Annotated in this window: 15 protein-coding genes; 7 read left to right on the forward strand and 8 right to left on the reverse strand. The window is 60.9% G+C overall.

The genetic code is table 11. The features are described from left to right. Nucleotides 1-10 precede the first annotated feature (10 nt). The 7 genes from NKJ40_RS19365 to NKJ40_RS19395 form a co-directional block, all read right to left on the reverse strand. A complete protein-coding gene (locus NKJ40_RS19365) occupies nucleotides 11-769 on the reverse strand; it encodes a hypothetical protein (protein ID WP_352467400.1) in 759 nt (252 codons plus the stop codon). After that, the gene (locus tag NKJ40_RS19370) at nucleotides 756-2,720 is read right to left on the reverse strand and encodes a putative glycosyltransferase family protein (RefSeq protein WP_352467401.1); all 1,965 of its coding nucleotides are present in this window, start codon (nucleotides 2,718-2,720) and stop codon (nucleotides 756-758) included. The genes NKJ40_RS19365 and NKJ40_RS19370 overlap by 14 nt, the downstream gene beginning before the upstream one ends. Before the next feature lie 5 nt (nucleotides 2,721-2,725). Continuing rightward, on the reverse strand, nucleotides 2,726-3,868 hold the full coding sequence (locus NKJ40_RS19375; protein ID WP_352467402.1) for a glycosyltransferase family 4 protein: 1,143 nt from the start codon (nucleotides 3,866-3,868) through the stop codon (nucleotides 2,726-2,728). Continuing rightward, nucleotides 3,868-4,674, reverse strand: a complete 807-nt coding sequence (locus NKJ40_RS19380; RefSeq protein WP_352467403.1) for a glycosyltransferase family 2 protein — start codon at nucleotides 4,672-4,674, stop codon at nucleotides 3,868-3,870. The genes NKJ40_RS19375 and NKJ40_RS19380 overlap by 1 nt, the downstream gene beginning before the upstream one ends. Then, entirely contained in the window at nucleotides 4,671-5,906 is a 1,236-nt protein-coding gene (locus tag NKJ40_RS19385; RefSeq protein WP_352467404.1) for an NAD(P)-binding domain-containing protein, read from the reverse strand. The genes NKJ40_RS19380 and NKJ40_RS19385 overlap by 4 nt, the downstream gene beginning before the upstream one ends. A gap of 596 nt (nucleotides 5,907-6,502) precedes the next feature. Next, on the reverse strand, nucleotides 6,503-8,047 hold the full coding sequence (locus NKJ40_RS19390) for a glucosamine inositolphosphorylceramide transferase family protein (RefSeq protein WP_352467405.1): 1,545 nt from the start codon (nucleotides 8,045-8,047) through the stop codon (nucleotides 6,503-6,505). Between the two features lie 19 nt (nucleotides 8,048-8,066). Continuing rightward, nucleotides 8,067-9,197 (reverse strand): carboxylate--amine ligase, encoded by a 1,131-nt coding sequence (locus NKJ40_RS19395; protein WP_352467406.1) that lies wholly within the window; start codon nucleotides 9,195-9,197, stop codon nucleotides 8,067-8,069. A 263-nt stretch (nucleotides 9,198-9,460) separates the two neighbouring features. Here NKJ40_RS19395 and NKJ40_RS19400 point away from each other — a divergent pair, with 263 nt between their 5' ends. The 5 genes from NKJ40_RS19400 (at nucleotide 9,461) to NKJ40_RS19420 (ending at nucleotide 14,393) form a co-directional block, all read left to right on the forward strand. Beyond that, a complete protein-coding gene (locus tag NKJ40_RS19400) occupies nucleotides 9,461-10,708 on the forward strand; it encodes a glycoside hydrolase 5 family protein (protein ID WP_502903732.1) in 1,248 nt (415 codons plus the stop codon). A 151-nt stretch (nucleotides 10,709-10,859) separates the two neighbouring features. Next, complete coding sequence (locus NKJ40_RS19405) at nucleotides 10,860-11,819, forward strand: glycosyltransferase family 2 protein (protein WP_352467410.1); 960 nt, start codon at nucleotides 10,860-10,862, stop codon at nucleotides 11,817-11,819. A gap of 58 nt (nucleotides 11,820-11,877) precedes the next feature. After that, nucleotides 11,878-12,933, forward strand: coding sequence for a UDP-glucuronic acid decarboxylase family protein (locus NKJ40_RS19410; RefSeq protein WP_352467411.1), 1,056 nt, complete (start codon nucleotides 11,878-11,880; stop codon nucleotides 12,931-12,933). 196 nt (nucleotides 12,934-13,129) lie between these two features. Continuing rightward, nucleotides 13,130-14,101, forward strand: a complete 972-nt coding sequence (gene galE, locus NKJ40_RS19415; RefSeq protein ID WP_352467412.1) for a UDP-glucose 4-epimerase GalE — start codon at nucleotides 13,130-13,132, stop codon at nucleotides 14,099-14,101. Nucleotides 14,102-14,165: 64 nt separating this feature from the next. Further along, complete coding sequence (locus NKJ40_RS19420) at nucleotides 14,166-14,393, forward strand: hypothetical protein (protein ID WP_352467413.1); 228 nt, start codon at nucleotides 14,166-14,168, stop codon at nucleotides 14,391-14,393. 398 nt (nucleotides 14,394-14,791) lie between these two features. Here NKJ40_RS19420 and NKJ40_RS19425 read toward each other — a convergent pair whose 3' ends face one another. Continuing rightward, the gene (locus NKJ40_RS19425; RefSeq protein WP_352467414.1) at nucleotides 14,792-15,244 is read right to left on the reverse strand and encodes a hypothetical protein; all 453 of its coding nucleotides are present in this window, start codon (nucleotides 15,242-15,244) and stop codon (nucleotides 14,792-14,794) included. Here NKJ40_RS19425 and NKJ40_RS19430 point away from each other — a divergent pair. Both NKJ40_RS19430 and NKJ40_RS19435 read left to right on the forward strand, forming a co-directional pair. Then, entirely contained in the window at nucleotides 15,244-16,800 is a 1,557-nt protein-coding gene (locus tag NKJ40_RS19430) for a family 16 glycosylhydrolase (RefSeq protein WP_352467415.1), read from the forward strand. The two genes, NKJ40_RS19425 and NKJ40_RS19430, sit on opposite strands and share 1 nt — an antisense overlap. Before the next feature lie 928 nt (nucleotides 16,801-17,728). Continuing rightward, nucleotides 17,729-18,676 carry a metallophosphoesterase gene (locus NKJ40_RS19435; protein WP_502903733.1) on the forward strand — a complete coding sequence of 316 codons (948 nt, stop codon included), beginning with the start codon at nucleotides 17,729-17,731 and terminating at the stop codon, nucleotides 18,674-18,676. The last annotated feature ends 651 nt before the right edge of the window (nucleotides 18,677-19,327 follow it).

Consider the following 19,327-nt stretch of genomic DNA (forward strand, 5'->3'; position numbering starts at 1 on the left):
GAGCCTCGTTTCAGATGCCCGGCACCAGCGTCGAAACGCTGCGATAGAGCCGGTTATCTTCCGGTCGATAGAGCCGCGCCTCGGCCGTCTGGCGAGTTGCCAAGGCGGGCACCGGGATTTCCCGCCTCCAGGTGTCGCCCGGGGCGACGGCGATCGATCGGAAAACGGCGAACGGTTGCCCATCAAGGGTGATTTCCACGTCAAATCGCTGAGGTTGGATCTCGGCACTCCTGATGCCGATGGTGATCCGGCCGGACTCGCCACTGGCCGATGGCAACAACCAGAACGCGGTGTATTTGAATTCCCGGTAGGCCGCTTCGTCCCGAACGGCCAGCTCATAGGCTCCGGTCGCCACAAGCACCGCTAGCATGAGCGCGGCCCCCTGCCAGAGCCGGACCGGCGCCGGAGCCGGCCAGGCTGGCAGATCGGGAGTGTCGCGGCGGCCGGCGGCCACCAGTGCCGCGGCGGCTGTCACGGCCCAGAACCATATCGCCCAGCCGATCGGCGTTAGGAAGCCTGCGGCGTTCAGGGCAAAGCCCCCGGCGATGCCGGCGGCGAGGCTTGCTCCGACCGCGTAGACGAGGTGTTGCAAGGCGGAGTTGGTCCTGATGCCGATGGCCCGCAGCACCGTGTGACCCGAGACGAAGAACACCATAGGCGCGCCCAAGATGGCGCGAAGGAGCAAGCTGTCGCCGACCGCCACAGCAACCACCGTGGCGGTCGCCCACAGCCAGGCGGCCGGAAGGTCCCGGTTGCTAGGAATTCCCATGTAATCCCCTCACGTCGTAGATGATGATCCAACCATTGTCGTAGATGCGGGTGACGCCCTTGACCTCATTGAATTTGAGCAACTCGGCGCCCGAGAACGGCTTTGCCTGCTGCGCTTCCCATTGCTCGAAGTAGAAGCCGAGCACCGGCGGGGCTGTGGACAGGCGCAGGTCCACCAGCAGGAAATCGATATCGCTTCTCACCAAGGCCCAAAACTCGTCAGGCCCCAATGTCTCGTTCTCGAACACCCGTGAGGCAGGCACGCCTTCGACGATCTTTACCCTCACGTCCTGCCGCCCGTAGCTTGCGAGCAGCAGGCGATTGATGCGGTCGGATGTGAAGCGGTTGCCGGCCCCGAGCCATGCTTTGGTCCACAGCGCCGTTTCGATGCCCATGGGCTCGACAGATTGCGGGTCGGCCGCCACCCTGTAGGGTCCACGTATCGGTGCGAGCGACGCGGCCGTGATGCCGGCGGAGACGATAACCGCCAGAGCAAGGGCCGGTGCGATAAGCCGCCACCCGCGTGGTGCATGGCCCTGCCAGAAGTGGACGATGCTCACCGCCACGACCAGCCCGACGGCAATGAACACGAACGTTCCCATGCGGTTACCGATTTCCCATCCGCCGATGGTCAGCCGGAAAGCCACCGAGATCGGGAAGCCGAAGGCCAGCAGGGTGAGAAACACGATGCGGCTGTCGCGCCAGCGCCTCCCGAGAACATCCTGGATCGGACGCCAACCCGTCCGCGCGCCGCTCGGCGCCGCCATGGCCAGCGACCGAAAGAATCCTGTCGCCAGCCCAAGTGCCAACAGCAGGATTGCGAGCAGCGTGGTCAGCCGCATGGCGAGGGGCTGCGGTGGCGCGCCGAGCTGGTCCGGCTTTGGGGCGCCCGTGATCTTTCCGAGCAATGTCTTGAAGCCGGTTTCGACGACGGGGCCGAGATAACCCGCGAGATGGTTGCCCCGCGCCTCCATCCACAGGAGTGGCAGGGCGACGGCCAGCATCCCTGTGAAGCCCACTGCGATCCTCGCTTCGCTCCGCATGGAGGCGTCCCGGCGCAAAGCCTCGAGGAATGCCACCGCTCCGAGGTAGATGGCGGCGTAGAAGGCCGAGAGGTGGTGCGTGACCGCGAGGCTCGCCAACAGCAAGGCAATCAGCCCGAGCGCCTTCAGCCGCTCTCGCCCGACGAGGTCCTTGGATGCTGCCTCGACGGCGAAGATCAGCACACACAGCACGATGCCCAGGCTCTCGTAGGAAAACATCGCGTCGAACAGGACGAAGGTTGAGCAGCCCATATAGGTCAGACAGGCGATGGCCGAGATGCGCGGCGATCCGGTGATGCTTTCGAAGAACAGAAACAGGGCACCGATGAACGTGCCCCTGAGGACGGCCAACAATAGAGTCCCCGCCACAAACAATGGCAATCCCGTCAGATTGACGATCGCCGTCGTCAGGATTTCCAGGGCCGGATACGCTCGCCCGACCGGCAGAAGCGGGCTGGACAGAAATAGCCGGCGGCCCGTCAAGAGATCGTCGGCCGCGACCCAGTGCAAGAACTCGTCGTGATTGACGAAGCTCGTCGGGGAATAGACGACCTTGTAATAGAACATGGCTTCGGCAAGCAAGAACAGGAGGAAGAGGCGCTCACCTCGGGCGACCATCGGCCACGCGATGCGAAGGCTGGTCGGCACGACAAGCAAAACGACACCAGACCAGAACAATAGCGGCGCTACCGTATCGCCCCGGCGCCCGGCCCCGTGCCCGGCCACGACCAGGAGCAGAGCCGTGGCGACTGTCAGGCACAGAACCGCGATCCATCCGGAGTTGGCCCCTTGCGGCGGGGTCTCGGCGCTGCCGCCGCGAAGATCGGGACCGATAACGGCCGAGACGAACCTTATCCCGGCCCGGAGCGGGTTGATCCTAGCTCCCGCGGCGAAATGAGCTGGCATCATCAGGCTCATACCTCCGTCGCAGGAGGCCAAGACATCACGCCGGGGGGCAAGCGGACCCTGGATCGGCTGCTCAGGACATCACAATAAACGTCGCTCAGCGCTTGAGCACAGGCATCCCAGTCCGGTAGCGCCAAATCCGGGACCTCCCGATGGGCCTTCAGTTCCTCGGCCATGGCGGCGGCCAGCTCTTTCGGACCGGCGTTGGGCGGAATCGCCCTGCACAGGCCCTTGGCGGCCAGCTCCCGTAGCCCGGACGTGTCGCTGACAAGGACAGGGCGGCGCAGCGAAAGGGCTTCCACTACGGCGACCGGATGGGCTTCGTAGTCGCTGAACAGCACGAACAGCGCAGCCCTCGCCAGAAGGTCTGCCATTTTCTGCCGCTCGGATCCGGGGATGGCTTCGATAGTGACCCGCCTCTCGAGGCCGAGTGTCGCTACGAGGCGCCGCAATTCTCCCTCATACGGGCCTGTTCCGACGACGTGCAGTCGCGCGTCTGGCACCCGGCGGATCAGTTCGGGCAAGGCCGCAATCGCCCGGTGATGGCCCTTATAGCGCTCCAGCCTGCCGCCCGAGACGATCAGGTGCGGATCGACCTTGGTACCGGGGCTCGCGGCCGGCATCGCGGCGCCGTTCGGGATAACGACAAACCGTTCCCGTGGCACGCCCATCCTCCCGCTGAAGAAGCTGGCTTCGAATTCGGAGACGCCGATCAGCCGCGCGGCCTGGGCCACCAGCGGCCGGAGCAGCGCGTGCTGCGTGCCGCGCACGGCGTTGCGCAGCCGGGAGGAATGCCCGCCGCTATGGAAGGTCAGGATGAACGGCAGGTCCCCGCGGACGGCCGCGAGGAGCCCGATCGGCGCCACGAAGGTGTTGTAACCTTGGAAATGGATGAGATCCCAAGTCCCGCGCCGGATTGCGGTATAAATGCCGGGCGCAAAATAGAGGTCCAGCTCCCTCGGCCAGGCCGGCACGCGCCGCACGCGCATGCCGCGCACCTCCTCCTCAACCGGCAACTCCCCCGAGGGATCGGTGGTGAGCACGTCGACGGCGTGGCCACGCGTTACCAAGCGGGGGCCGACTTCCTGGATGTGAGTTTCGATGCCGCCTATGAGGGGGTAGCAGCGAGCGGCAACCATCAGGATTCGCATCAGGTCTGTCCACCGACAACATAGGCTGTCGCGCTCCGCCCGCGCTGTTGGTGTATCCTCTCGCGCAGGATGGTTTTCAGGACGCGCCAGCCGTCCGGCATGGCGCGCAGATGGCTCACACCGCTGATGCGCGGAGCCTCGAAACTCGCCACCTCGACGATATTGAGGTGGTTCTTCAAGGCCCGCACGTTGATGAGGGTCTCGATCTCGAACCCATCGCAATCGCAGTCAAGCGTGGCGACGTGCTTGGTCCAGAAGGCTATGTATCCGTAGCATAGATCGGAGAACCAACCGCCATAGAGCAGCCGCACGAACAGGGTCAGCCCCTTATTGCCGCACATCCGGAACAGCGACATGTCGTCGGTGCCGGCGCCCTGGATAAAGCGTGAACCCTTGACGAGATCCGCGCCGGCCATCAGCGCACTGACAAAGACGATCGCCTCCTCCGGCACCATGGAGCCGTCGGCGTCCAGCATGACGATGATTTCGCCTGTGGCGGCCAGGAATCCCGCTTGCAGTGCAGCACCCTTGCCCCGCCGCGGCTCCATGACAATCTTCACGTCCTCGCGCAGGCGGCGCGCGACCGCGACCGTGTCGTCGGTCGAACGACCATCCACGATAATGATCTCATGCGCCCAGTTGGGGATGCGCGGCAGAAGCCAAGGGAGGTTCTCGGCTTCATTGAGCGTCGGGACGACGAAGCTGACCCGGGGCAGAGTCAGCGATCGCCGCTGCGCGAAATTAATCGGGTCAGGCGGCGATACGGCACCGACAGGGGTGGGAATGCTGGCGAGACGGGCGTTCATGACAGCGCTTTGAGGTCGTACGATGGGACCCAGGAGGCGGACTGGAAGCGCGCAAGAACTGCCGCTAGGTGTCGGGCGAGATGATGGGCCGGGTGATAGGTCCCGTATACGAATCGACACACCGGGCCGAAGCTGTTCGCGGCGGCGGGACCGATGAAATGCAGGCCAGGCACCGAGGTCTCGTAATGGGCCGATAGCTGCGGCGCGCCCTCAACCAAGCGGATCTGGCGCAACAGCGTTGGGTCCAGGAAACCTAATCGCCCCACATCGATCTTGTACCCGGTCGCGAAGATGACGTGGTCGGCCCGCATAGAACACCGCGCGCCACTGGCGTCCATCACATCGAGTAGCACCTTGCCGTCGCTTGTCTCGATGCTCTGAAGGGTGCGACCGAGCCACACCGGCACTTTCCCGATAACCCGGTCTTTCATGAAAGCGCCGCCAAGGGGCCCCAGCGCCCTGATATTGGCAAGCCGGACTCGCAAATCCTTCGACAGAAGTCGGATCAATTGCGGATATTTGGCGCAGGTCGCCAAAGTCCAGCCGTGGCCGATGCCGCTCATCGGGGCGACAGTGCGCTCGAACAGGGTTCGGGGCCGAGGCTGGCCGGCGAAATCCAGCTGCCGCCGGCGCACAACGAGCGAAACCGAGACGCCGCGTTCGTAGAGTAGCGCCGCCAGATCGGACGCAGATGATCCGGATCCGACCACGATGATTTCCTTACCGTCCAGGGGCTCCAGAGAGCCGTACTCAGCGCTATGCGAGCATAGATCAGCAGGCAGATACGCCGCCTGGTGCGGCAGGCGTTTGAACGGATGTAGGCCGACCGCTACCACTACGCGGCGCGCATGGACTATCTCGCCGTCATCGAAGGTGGCACGAAAACAGCCAGCGCTGGGCTCCAGCGCCACCAGGGTCTTGCGCTCAACTGCGGGGACGTAACGCCGCTGAAAGGTTTCGCCGTACTCAATAAACCGGCTGAGCGAAAGCGGAACGAGTTCGTCATGATAGGCCAGAACCCGCTCGGCGCAGAACGTCTTCACTGTGAATTCGGACCACGGATCCGACAGACTCGACGCCCAGGGATAGGATTTGAGCAGCATGCCGAGGGGCATGTTGTGCTTCCATGACCCCATGAGCTCCCCGAAAATCCGGTGCTCCACGCCGCACGCACGCAAATGCGCGGCCAGCGACAAGCCGTAGGGGCCAGCTCCAATGATCGCCACATCCACGGATATGCTTGATCCAACCATATGCGGACTCCCGGCCATAAATAAAATTAAGCTTAGAGCAAATAAGACTGGTACGTCTGTGGCGATATAATCTTTGGTACGGGAGCATTGCCGATGCATATCTGAAATGGAAGAACGATAGATGGTTATAAAAAAACAATAGGTGAGTAACTCTTTTGAGGTATCCCTTTAGGTTATTTCGAGCCATACCAACCACCGCGGAAAGTACGGCAGCGGCACCGATCATCTTCAGCAGCTGTGTTGGCAGCGTTGCCAAACCCGTTTAGATCTCTGGGGCTACCTTCAACGCCAGCAAGGACATTCCCCGCGGCCGCCGCTAGAGCATCGGACTTTCACGCGAGTCCGTACTCTGCTGTGGCGCAGCAATTCGTGTATTCGGTTGGCGAGAAGAAGTTGCTGACATCGCCGATAGCTTGCCAGAGCGCACTGATGGTTCGGACGGCGAGCTTACGCGGTGGGCTCGCTCCTTTCACTCGGCCGTGATTTCGAGAGCTTATTCTGTCCCCGAGAAGGGTCGAGCGCACTCGGCCCTTCGCAGCCGGTGTACGTGCGCTTCACCAGTTGGCTGCAGGTAGCTAACCTGGACGCGAGACCGGCCAAGAGAGGGGCTGCCCACGCGGTCCTGACACCGGCGCCTCTGGTACAAGCAATCGATACGAGGTTGTAACCTCTCGCAACCCCCGAACATGTCCGAACAAGTCGATCACCTCCAGGCCGGACCGCCGGTTGTAGGTGTGGCACCCGAATCCTCCGGACCGAATGCGACCGAGGGGGGTCTGGACAAATTCCGACTCGCCGAGCGCATCGATCCGGCAGAACGTCACCGCGCCGCCATAGCCGAGGGCGCTGTCTTGGACCGGGCGTAGCGTCTGTCCGCCATGTCGGATGACGGCGCCTGCGGGGCGGCTGAGCGTGGCATCAATCAGGACGGGATTTGCCGCATGAGGCGTCCAAGAGCCAGTCAAGCTCTCGGCACGGTAGAGGCTGAGGAGATCCCAGGACGTGGACCTCCACACCCTGAGGCTGACGAAAAACCAGAAGCCTCCTTCATGGCGCAGCGGCGTGGTGTCATAGCCCTCGATGCCGTCGATCAGGCAGGCCTCCCGCGTCCACCGGTACGGGAATTCGACTGCCCTGTAGAGGCTGACATTCCTGGCCGCCCCCGATTCGGGGATCATCCAGACCTGCCCGTCCTGCTCGAATACAAACGGGTACGAGAGGTGGTGCGGCTCCTCCAGGACGATCTGGGGTGCGCCGGCGGTCCCGCTGCGGTCGGCTGTCACGACCGCAATGCACCCCCGGTTCTTTGAGTAGAGGTACTGTTCGACAAAAATGAAATCCTGCCCCTGATGCCGGAACGGGAACGGGTCGGCAAGATAGCTGCCGGCGTCCCCGGTGAGGACCTTGAAGGCTGCTCCGCCTTTGTCGAGCAGGCTCGCCGCCTGGTCGAAGCGCCAGCCAATCCCCCACGCCTTACCGCCTCTCGCCAAGATGTCTAAGAACTTGATTACCTTCGATGCGACCGTGCTAGTCTCCCATGCAATGGCCGAAAGCGCGCTTAACGAAGGCACGGTCGTCCGTGGGCCGGGGACACCGGACGCAGCTGACCTGGTTTCCTCGCGCATGGCTTTTAGGATCAGCGCCACAGCGCAGGAGAGCACGCTATCGAGACTCACTGCGACCACTGCACGGTCTGCACTGGCCGGCCGCGCCATCCACGGCTGCGACGGACGCGCCGTGTCGTGCAGTTCGACGAGAAGCTCCTGGTCGTTCGCCAAGGCCGCCATGACTCCAATCTCGCCCGGCACGCCGTTGAAGAGCGGCGTCAGCACGCGCCTTCCCGACGGGAGCGACTCCTCTCCGCTCAAATCGATCACCACGTCGACTTGCTCGGCCGGAGACGGCGGCAGGGACCGCAGCGCCGCCTCGACGGAGTCGGTCGCGCCCTGGACACTAAAGCCGTAGAGTAGTCGTTCGAGTTCGAGCAGCAGACGGAAGATTAACGGCAGCGGGTGGCAGCCGGCCGCGAAAGCGCAGGAGACATCGTTGCCGGGCACTTTAGCAAGCGCCTCTGCCAGCCACAGGTGCCAGCGTAGCGGCCGCGACGGATCGAGACTCAAGCAAATGCGCATGTTGTTCTCACGGGGGATTCCAAAAAGACCCCAGCTTTGACGAGAACCTCGAGCGATGCGCCTTGCCAGCTGTCCGCCGTGGGCCCGCGAGCCAGGGAGGCAGATAAAAAGCCACGGCGCGCGCCACATCACAGGGGTAATACACCAGGGCCGGCAGCGGATCGTCCCGGCGCCAGTAGCCATCCACCACGACCGAGCGAGGCGGGATCGGCTTCGCGCCAAAGCGGATCCGCTCGATCCATGACCCCTGCCAGACCACGCGGCCGTCAAGCGAGCCGGTCGGCAATGGCTGCAGGTCGAGTTCGTGCCGATAGGCTATCAGCGGGATATTGACCCCGACGAGCGTCGCCAACTCCTCCTGCCAGTCAGTGCGCCCGACCGTCGGCTCTATTATCAGAAAACGTCCGCTCCTGATATCCCGTTTGTACTCGACGCCGCCGAAACCGAAGTAGTTGACCTGATCGAGGAAGTTTTTCGTGATGCGTTCCAACTCCTCGTTTGCTGCGGCCGTACAGAACGCCGTGCTCCCGGTGCCCGGCGGCGTGCTAGCGAGTTTTTGCCCGGTGAACATGCCGAGCGTCTCGCCGTTGCGTCCCCGGTAGAACAGGCAGAAATAGACGTTGTCGTCCGGTCCCTCGACCGTCTCCTGTACCAGGATCTCGCCGGTCTGAGCCAGCAGCCTCTCGGCCGCCGAGACGGCGTCAGCGTAGCTCTCCGCGGTGATCAGGCGGGGAGCATGCCCCTCGTGGAAGTGGCGCTTGTCGGCGGGTTTCAGGATCATCGGCAGGCGGAGCGACGTGATCTCGCGAACCCCCGCAAGGTCCCGCACGACCACACCGTTGGGCACTGGCCAGCCATGCTCCCGGGCACTCTCATGAAACCTGGCTTTGTCGTGCAGCATACTAACGGTATCGTGAGTTGGGAGGCGGAAGTGGTAAAGCCCCTCCAGCTCTTTGCGGTACTCCGAGATTGTAAGAAGTGCCAGCTCATCGGTGATGATCAGGAAGGGCCGCTCTCCGATTCGCCTCCGAAGATCGCGGAGGAAGACCACGAAGCTATGGCCATGCAGAGCGTCTGCCAGGACGGGGTGCGCGTAGCGCGACCACAGCGCGGGGTTCGATCGCTTGCGGTCGACCACCCAAATGGGCATTCCGCCCAGGGCGAGGCTGCGGCACACCCCGAGTCCATTCAGCTCCCCGCCTATTACAACCGCGGGGACTCGCCAATGCGAAGAGCAAAACTCTTGGTTGGGAGCGATGTCTGACAGCACGGGTCCATACTCGAGCGACCGTAATCGGCCAAACACCACTATGCCCGATTGACGCTCGGCTGTGCGAGGCCAGAGGGGGTAATCCCTAGGGGACCATTGCTCTCGCTGCCCCGCGAGAGCCACATGGAAGTATGACAACAGTTAGGTGGCAACGGTCGAAATACAGGCTGCGCAATGCCGCATGGCGTGTGCTGGTCTTGGCACTGTTATGTGTTCCGGCAGCCGTGAGCGCCTCGGACAGCTTGGCGCCAGCGCCCTTCATCAAGACTTCTGGCACGGAGTTTACAGTCGACGGAAGGCCATTCTTTTTGACCGGCGTGAACAGCTTCTCTGTGACTTTCGGGTCGAAGGACGAGGTCATCCGCCTTTTTGATGACGCGGTGACCTTGGGGGCCAATGTGGTTCGCATTATCCTCCAGCCAGTGATCGGGTCACTCGACGGAAGCACTGCTACGATCTGGAACTGGCGGCTTGAGGCTGATGCGAGCGATCTCGCTGTGAGAGGAATGTACCTGCTCTCGTGGGACCCTCGTGAGAACAGGATGGCGATCAATGACGGCGCGAACGGCATGCAGAAGATTGATTTCCTCATCGCCGAAGCCGGCAAGCGACACCTCCGGCTCATCATAGCCTTCCTGGATTTCTGGGCCTACACGGGCGGCGTCCAGCAGATGCGGGCCTGGTATGGGAGCCTCGACGAGTCCACGTTTTTCTTCAGTGACCCACGCACGAAGCGGGACTACATGACTTGGGTCCGCCACGTCGTGCAGCGCGTCAACCCGCTCACCGGACTTGCCTACCGGGACGACCCGACCATCATGGCCTGGGAGCTGATGAACGAAGGCAATGCGCGCCCAGAGGCTTTGCGGCTGGCCTGGACTGCCGAAATGTCGGCCTACGTGAAGTCGCTCGATTCCAATCACCTTGTCAGCTCAGGGCACGCCAACGTTTCCGAGAAGCTGTCCGATTTGATGATCCCAACTCTCGATTTCGGGACCTGGCACGGCTACCCGCTCTACTACAATCTCTCGGTCCAGGAATTTAACGACCTGATCACCGAGTTCTGCCAATTGGCAGCCGGCGCCAATAAGCCGGCCCTTCTGGAGGAATTCGGTTATGCCCGCTCCAATCGGGACTTCGCCGATGCTTACGCCACATGGCTCGATACGCTTACCCGCGATCCCAAGTGCGCTGGCTGGATCGTGTGGCGGCTGGCCTCGCGCCAGGACAGCGGACGCTATCCCGTCGATGAATACGACCAGTTCGATATCCGCAACGACGGAAGCGCGATTTGGAACATCCTCAAAGCCGCGACGGCCCGGGCGGCGCAGACCCGCGAAGCCAGCCGGGCCTCAGAAACCATCCGGGAAGTGCCATGACCGAAGTCTCCGTCGTGACCTGCGCGAGCACGCTCGACCGCTGGGAAGAGTTGAAGCGTGCGGTCGGGTCCGGCCGCACCCAAACGCGGCGCCCGCGCGATATCGTCGTAATAGCCGTAACTCAACAGGCCCGCGATAGGAACCAGCAGCCATGATCGATGCGTCGGTTGTCATCTGCGCCTACACACTCGATCGCTGGGACGATTTGAACGCGGCCATCGCGTCGGTGCGCAACCAGACCAGGCCCGCTCGCGAGATCATTCTCGTCGTCGACAACAATGAGGCTCTTTTGAAGCGAGCCCGGCGCGAGATCGAGGGTGTCGTCGTCACACCTAACAATAACGTGCGTGGACTGTGCGGCGGTCGCGTCACGGGTGCCGGATTGGCGACCGCACCGGTCGTAGCATTTCTCGACGACGATGCGATGGCCGATGAGCGCTGGCTGGAAGAGTTGCTGGTGCCCTACACCGATCCGCGCGTGCTTGGCGTCGGCGGGCGTATTGAGCCTCTATGGCGCAAACCTCGGCCCTGGTGGTTCCCGCCTGAATTCGACTGGATCATCGGCTGCACCTATCGCGGAATGCGGGTAGGAAATGGTGGCGAAGTGCGCAATGTGATAGGCGCGAACATGTCAGTGCGCGCCGACGTGCTGCATGGCTGCGGCGGGTTTGCCGGTCAAATGGGACGCATCGGCGGCGGTAGGGGCTCAGCCAATACATGCGACGACACCGAGTTTTGCATCCGTGCCACAAAAAAAATTGGCGGCGTATGGATATACAAACCCGAGGCCAGCGTTCGCCATGTGGTTACAGCGGAACGCACGACCTGGAAGTATTTCCTGCATCGGTGCCGCATGGAGGGGACCTCCAAAGCGGTACTCGCAGGCTTAGCGGGGACTAAGGACGGGCTGGATTCCGAGCGGCTTTACGCTCTTACTCTGGGGCGCTCCGTGCTCGAATACGCAGCGACTGGCAAGATCGGTCAGGCGCTCGCCATCTTTGTCGGATTGGCGACTACTTCAATTGCTTACACGCACGCACGGGCACGGGCCGCCATCTCGCAGGGTCCAAAGATAACCTCGGAACAGAAGGGCATTACGTCCAGGACGTGACTAGCGCTGCTACTGGCACAGTGCAGCGTCAGTCTCATTTCGCGAGGAGGAGATTCACATGCCACGCATTTATGAGAGTCGCAAACGCGTTTTGGTCACCGGGGGAGCCGGCTTTCTCGGCTCCCACCTAGTAGATCGGCTGCTCTCCGATGGTCATGAGGTTCTCTGCGTGGATAATCTGTTCACGGGAACCAAGCACAACATTGAACATCTACATGCAAACCCGCGCTTTGAATTCCTGCGACATGATATCACGTTTCCGTTATACGTGGAAGTCGACGAAATTTACAACTTGGCCTGCCCCGCATCGCCAATCCAATACCAGCACGATCCGGTGCAGACGACAAAAACGTCGGTACAAGGCGCAATCAATATGCTGGGGCTCGCCAAGCGGCTCAAATGTCGAATCTTGCAAGCTTCGACAAGTGAGGTCTATGGCGACCCCACGATTCATCCTCAAACCGAGGACTATTGGGGCAATGTGAATCCCATAGGTCTTCGGTCCTGCTATGATGAGGGAAAGCGTTGCGCCGAAACGTTGTTCTTCGATTACCACCGACAGTGCGGCCTTGAAATCAAGGTTGCGCGGATCTTCAACACATACGGCCCGCGGATGCATCGGGCTGACGGCCGAGTTGTTTCCAATTTCATTATTCAGGCACTCAGCGGCGAGCCCATTACGCTTTACGGTGACGGCAACCAGACTCGTTCATTCTGCTACGTTTATGACTTGATAGATGGTCTTGTGCGCCTCATGGACAGTCGAGCTTCATTCACGGGACCAGTCAATTTGGGAAATGATGGAGAATTCACCATTCGAGAGCTTGCGGAACTGGTGCTCGCTGAAACCGGCTCGTCGTCAAAACTCGTCAATATGCCGCTACCCCGCGACGATCCAAGACAACGCCGACCCGATGTTTCCCTCGCCAAAGCCGAATTGGGCTGGCAACCGACGGTGGGACTGAAGGACGGGCTGAAGCCAACCGTTGCATTTTTTCGCCGCGACCAGGCAGGCCGATCTCGCTCGCAGGAGGCGCCACAGCTGATCGCTTTCGAAGAGCGGAAACAACGGTTCCATTCCATTGCTGGCGACTTCCTCCCAGCTGGATCGTAAGCTTCGGTCATTCCGACTATCGACGGAATCTCCGGCGCCCCGAAGCTGCTTGCGACAGTTATGCCTCTAAGTTTTGAACCGCTGAACCCGGTGAACTGTGCGCTCTCATTTCGCCCAATGATAGACAGCCATGAGCGCCGAACGGCCAAGGATGAGCTTCGTTTCGCGCCGTGTTGAGCGTGAGGTGATATAGATCGTGACGAAGATTCTGGTAACGGGCGGCGCTGGTTATATTGGCAGCCACACTTGCAAAGTATTGGCGCGCCGCGGCTTCGAGCCGGTTGTCTACGACAATCTTTCGCGTGGCAACCGTTGGGCCGCGAGATTCGGCCCGTTCGAATTGGGCGACGTCGGTGATCCCGCTCGGGTACGTTCGGTACTCGAAAAACACCGTCCGTCAGCTCTGATACATTTTGCCGCTTATGCTTACGTCGGGGAATCGGTCGTAAACCCTCTGCTTTATTATCGCAACAATATCGGCGAAACCATCTCCCTGCTTGAAACCTTGATCAGCTTCAGGCAAATGCCGGTGGTGTTCTCGTCAAGCTGCGCGACCTATGGCGTGCCTGATCGGCTTCCGATTTCGGAGGATCATCCACAACGACCGATCAATCCTTACGGCTACTCGAAGCTTGTTGTTGAGCAGATGCTTAAGGATCTCGACGCGGCTCATAATCTTCGTTCGGTTTCGCTCCGTTACTTCAATGCGGCGGGCGCTGACCCCGAAGCAGAAATCGGCGAAGCTCACGAGCCAGAAACCCATTTAATCCCGCTTGTCCTCGCCGCCGCCCGTGACGCCACAGCGATCAAGGTGTTCGGGAACGATTACGACACGGCCGACGGGACTTGTATCCGCGATTACGTCCATGTGCTTGATATCGCTGACGCGCATGTGGGGGCACTCATGTATCTTATCGACGGCGGAGCCACCTGCGCGGTCAATTTGGCAAATGACCGGGGTTACTCGGTATTGGAAGTAGTGGCCACGGCTGAGCGCGTTACGGGCAAATCAATCCGAATCGAGCTGGCGCCGAGACGGCTTGGCGATCCCGCAGTTTTGATTGGTGCTCTCCAACGAGCGCGAACCCTACTCGGCTGGAGACCGGAGCGATCTGAGTTGGAAATTCAGATCCGCGACGCATGGGAATGGATGACGCGACAATCGTGAGCGCTTGATTCTATGGCAGCGAATCGATTGCAGCACCAATTAGCCTGGACGAAGGTGAAGATGCTTGGAGCAGGCGGCCCGCCTCGAGCCGTTGTGGCAGGCGCCGCCGCCCTCCTGGTTTGCCGGCGAGTTCCACTGGGTCGTGGGCTGCACGCCGGCATGCACGTGCGGGACACGCATCCGCAACCTGATTGGGGCCAACATGTCGGTACGCGCCGACCCGCTGCGACGCGCCGGTGGCTTCGAGCCGGATCTCGGGCGCCGCAAGCTTGGATTCTCCGTCAGCGGCTGAGCACGGATCGGCGGCAAGGCTGAGAGCTGCAAGGAAACGGAATTCTCCATCTGGGCGCCGGCCTATTGCGATATGGAAAGTCTCCGGGATGGCCTTGTTTGACCGGCGGCTCCAGCTCCACGGGCTCGTCCGCCACGCAGCTCGGAAGACATCCCGGCCGTCTTTCTCGACGACCTCAAAATGCGAACGACCCGCTCGAACACGGGCGCCAAAACCAGCGCAACATTTGAGCCGACGAACACGGTTTTCGTAGGACGTCCGGAAGGCTGTTTCGGTGCGGTTGTTCGACGCACCCGACTATATTAGAATGTGTTAATAAGTTCTCGCCCAGCCTCATTCTCGCCGCAAACGGCAGTAACGTCGCTTGGCTTGCGTACATCGTTCACGAATGATCCAATTCACGTGGGTACAATGCGGTGTACGGATAAGTCAGGAAGCAGAAATGTCTGCGTTTTACTTGTGGCGTAGATGGAATGACAACAAAAAGCGCAAGGGAATAAGGATTTACCGTTGCTTTTACTAATGGCAAGCTCGGCGGTGCGCCCGCCGGAAGAGCTGCGCTCGACCTCAATCCGGCTGCGGCTCGAGCCGTTGAACACCTTGCGGGCGTCGGCGGCTAGACCGTCTATGGTTTCAAGGGGAGTGCCTGATGAGCATTCACGTCGACAAAACTCGATGGCGAGTTCCACGTTAGCTCGCTCGCCAGTAACATCTGGGGCGAGGACTTCTAAATCTCCGCTACCTTGAAATCCGTTCGCAGTGCCTGGCTGCGATCTCGCGATATGTCGCGCGCCTTGGCGATGCGCGGCAGTGGAATTCCCTGTTTTCAACGCCAAAGAAGGATCACGCAATGGCTCTTTCCGCACCCGCAGGCTTTGCCTCTGGCGACCTCGTCTTCGAGGAAAACTTCTCCGGTACGGCGCTCGACAGCGACTGGCACAACTACCTCACCAGCAATGCCGCCAACGGCTGGCCATGGAACAGCAATGGATCGGGCGGAAGTGGGATGGGCAACCAGTTTAATGCCGAATACGATATGCCGAGCCAAGATACGGTGAGCAACGGGCTGTTGAATCTCACGGCAATCAAACAGCCCGTCGACGGCGTGGCTCAGGGGTCGGCACAGACATTCCCTGTCACGTCCGGCGCCGTCAGCAGCTATGGCAACTTCGAATTCAATGGCGGCTATCTTCAGATCAGCATGAAGGCGCCGAGCGGCGACGGCGCATGGCCAGCCCTCTGGCTGATGCCCGGCAAAGGCGCAGGCAGCAGCGGCGATAATTTTGAGATCGATATGCACGAGGGTGGATTCACCGGTTCGGGACCGGCAAACCAGGCGTTCTCCTACCACCTCCACGGGCCGTCGGGGGTGGCCGGTGGCGTCGTCGACAGCGGCGTCGACCTCACGGCCGGCTTCCACACATACGGCATCAACTGGGTGCCCGGTCAATCGATCACCTGGTATCTCGACGGGAAACAGATGGCGCAAGTGACCAGCGCACAGGCCCCGATCCCGAATGAACCGATGGAATTGATCATGAGCAATCAGGTCGCGAATTCCAACGCGGCCGGATGGCATACGGCTCTCGATAGCTCGACCCCTTCGTCGATGCAGATGCAGGTCGATGGGGTTCAGCTCTATCAGAAGGCGGGCAGCGGCGACACCGTCACGGGTGCGAACGTCACTCCCCCAACCACTGGCTCGACCGGGACCGATACTGCGTCTGGGACCGGGACTGTCCCTGCTTCCGGCGGCACCAGCGATGGCACCTTGTACGGCACCAGCGGCGCCGATGTATTCCACGGAACCAGCGGCCACACGATGATCGGCTATGGCGGCAACGACACCTACTATGTCGATAATGCCAACGAGAAGGTGGTTGAGGCAGTGGGCGGCGGCAACGACAGTGTGATCGCCTCGGTGAGCTATGCGCTTTCGGCCGGCTCGGAGATCGAGCATCTCGCCACCAACAACCCGTCCGGCACGAATGCGATGAGCTTCACCGGCAACGAGTTCGCCCAGACCATCGAGGGCAATGCCGGCAACAATGTCATCAACGGCGGGCTCGGCGCCGACGTCTTGACCGGTTACGGAGGCCACGATGCCTTCTCGTTCAATACTGCTCTTGGAGCCGGCAATGTCGATAAGATCACCGACTTCAAGCGGTCCCAGGACACGTTCCATCTCAGCGATACCGTTTTTGCCGGGCTTCAGCCGGGAGGGCTTCCATCCAAAGCTTTCTTTGTTGGTGCAGCCGCGCATGACAGTTCCGATCATATCATCTACGACAGCGCAACCGGGGCGCTCTCTTTTGACAGTGACGGGGCCGGCGGCGCATCTCAAATACAGTTCGCCACCCTTTCCCCACATCTCTCGCTCGGCGCAGCCTCATTCTATGTGACCTGAAGGAACGCGGGGCTGCCGTAGCCAAACAAGGACTGGATAAACAGTACCTCAAAGCCATGATCCCGAACCGAAGTCAGCGTAGCAAAGGCGGGAGCCCGGTTTTCGGAAAAGATCTGCTCAAAAAAGAGACGGGGTTCCATCCCGATGCCATCGGGATGGGACAGGCTCTAGTTGTGAGCTTTCTGTAGGTTACCAAGCTTCGGCTCCGAATGAACATCCCAGACTGGCACACGCAGCATCATCAGCTACTTTCTCTCGCAACACTGCGAGAGCGGTAAGAAGCCGGTTTGCAGCCGACGAAAGTTCACCCTCCGGTTCCAACTCGAGAGCGCCGCAATCTTGTCGAGGCGATACGTCAAGACGGGAGGCGGTCGGCTCGAAGCTGGATGACCATAGCCGGTTGTGAAAGGTCGAACTGCAACAACTCGCTCGCGAGACAGGCCTCGCGCTCCACATTGCATCCCGACGGGCGCATCGACGTGGAGCAACATCGAACACCCCTGTTTTGCCGCATCACGCAAACCTGGCGCGGACGGCGCCCTCCTTGATCGCGTGGCGCTGATCGAGTTGATCGCAGTCACGACAACCAAGCGGGCCTGAAGTCGGGCGCGCGATCGATTCCGCGACCGACGAAAAAAGGGATCAAGTGAACGATGTCGAGATGGAGGCGCTCGCCATCTAAGGCCACGCATTCATCCGGAATGGAACTACACAATCCGCCCGAGATCAGTGGCAAATCGGAGCAGTTGACGGGTTCTAGCCCGAGCTCCCTTCCCTGTGCAATAAAGACCAATGCTTGCAGGTGACGCCGATTTGGGAAACTATTGACCCCACGAGGCCTCTCACGCGGTTGATGTGGTTCTGGCTGCCGCAGCTGAATTCGAGGCGATCTCTAAAACCGACCTAGTTCTGCTGGGAAATACAAGTGCTGACGTCGCGGCGCTCATTCCTGAAGCTCTTTGGCGCCGTGTCGCTCGCGGCATTCGGTCTGGCGAGTTATGCCATCGCGATTGAGCCTCGGTTTCGACTGAGTGTCACGCACTACAAGCTCCTTCCGCCGCGCTGGCCGACCACTGCCAAGCCCCTGCGCATCGTCGTGGTCGCTGACATCCACGCCTGCGAGCCTTGGATGCCGGTTTCCAGGATCGACGAGATCGTCGGTGTTTCGAATAGCCTGCAGCCCGATATCATCCTTCTCCTTGGCGACTACGTGATGGGCGTGCTGCCGCGCTACGCCACCGGAATCGTGCCCGACACTGTTTGGGGCAATTCTCTTTCGAAACTTTCCGCGCCACTCGGCTGCCACGCCATTCTCGGCAACCACGACTGGTGGCACGGTGTCGATAGCGTCCGCGCAGCCCTCGTCGACAATGGCATCCCGGTCCTCGAGAACACCGCCACGCTTATCCGTCAGCAGGATGGCCCAGCATTCTGGCTCGCGGGTCTTGGCGACCAGTGGGCCATGCAGTTTTCTCGCGGCGTGTACAAGGGCGTCGACGATCTGCCTGGAACAATGGCCGGAATACCCGACGACGGCAATCCGATATTGCTCCTTGCGCATGAACCGGACATCTTCATTACTGTCCCTGACCGTGTCAGCCTGACGTTATGCGGCCATACACATGGCGGACAGGTGCGCTTGCCATTCATTGGCCCCCCCATCATCAATTCAGCCTACGGACAGCGCTTCGCTTATGGGCACGTCGTCGAGGGTGGGAGGCACATGATCGTATCCGGGGGTTTGGGCGTATCGTGGCTGCCGGTGCGCTTCGGCGTGTCGCCGGAGATCATGGTCCTCGATATCGGCCCCCAAACGTCCTCTCGTCCTGTAGACGAACGACATCTGCTGTCCCAGAGGCCTGCCGTCCGCGGTTGACCGTTCGCGTGAGGGTATTGATGGTCGTGGGTCGGGATTTCGCCGTGTTCCCATCGCCTCCCAAGACGAATGCGGCACAGTCTATCATCCTTTCTCCGGAAGGGCGGAGTTCGGCGGATAGCTCTCGATTTCCACTAGAAATGTCTTCAAGAAGTCAAGAAGCTGAGCCAGGCGTCCCGAAACACCTTTCTTCGACATTCTCGGGGAAGGGAAAAACTGAATGCGATACGGCATCTTGCAGCCCATCCTTGTCCTTGGCGCCCGAGTAGAACGCATCTTGGAGCATGCAAATGGCCCTGGTTGCACGAGACCTCCTTTCGGCCATCGGCGGGCATACTCCTATTGGATGAGGCGGCGCGAACCAGCGTTTTAGGACTACTCGAAATCCTGAAGGGGCCTGCGCCCGGCAGCGTGCTAGGACTGTTGCGCGCAATAGCGGATCAAAACCGTGACCTTGGACATAGTCGGCCAAACCACGCCGAACACATTCCTCTTTGAAACCCAGCAGTCCGCGTGGGCTGTCATTCAGCCGAGCCGAGCCGCAAATGGCCGATGGCGTGTAGGCAAGCGAAGAACATACGGCAGGTCAATATCCCTGCATGGCATCGACCTCGATATAGAGAGGCGCTGCAATTCAGCCCCTGCTATAGA

It is taken from the genome of Mesorhizobium sp. M0119, assembly GCF_040322615.1.
In the GTDB taxonomy this organism is placed as follows: domain Bacteria; phylum Pseudomonadota; class Alphaproteobacteria; order Rhizobiales; family Rhizobiaceae; genus Mesorhizobium.

Bases quoted from the DNA above. Each gene is read 5' to 3' on its own strand.
- NKJ40_RS19365 (WP_352467400.1), bottom strand. From the start codon at position 769: ATGGGAATTCCTAGCAACCGGGACCTTCCGGCCGCCTGGCTGTGGGCG.
- NKJ40_RS19370 (WP_352467401.1), bottom strand. From the start codon at position 2,720: ATGATGCCAGCTCATTTCGCCGCGGGAGCTAGGATCAACCCGCTCCGG.
- NKJ40_RS19375 (WP_352467402.1), bottom strand. From the start codon at position 3,868: ATGCGAATCCTGATGGTTGCCGCTCGCTGCTACCCCCTCATAGGCGGC.
- NKJ40_RS19380 (WP_352467403.1), bottom strand. From the start codon at position 4,674: ATGAACGCCCGTCTCGCCAGCATTCCCACCCCTGTCGGTGCCGTATCG.
- NKJ40_RS19400 (WP_502903732.1), top strand. From the start codon at position 9,461: ATGACAACAGTTAGGTGGCAACGGTCGAAATACAGGCTGCGCAATGCC.
- NKJ40_RS19405 (WP_352467410.1), top strand. From the start codon at position 10,860: ATGATCGATGCGTCGGTTGTCATCTGCGCCTACACACTCGATCGCTGG.
- NKJ40_RS19410 (WP_352467411.1), top strand. From the start codon at position 11,878: ATGCCACGCATTTATGAGAGTCGCAAACGCGTTTTGGTCACCGGGGGA.
- NKJ40_RS19430 (WP_352467415.1), top strand. From the start codon at position 15,244: ATGGCTCTTTCCGCACCCGCAGGCTTTGCCTCTGGCGACCTCGTCTTC.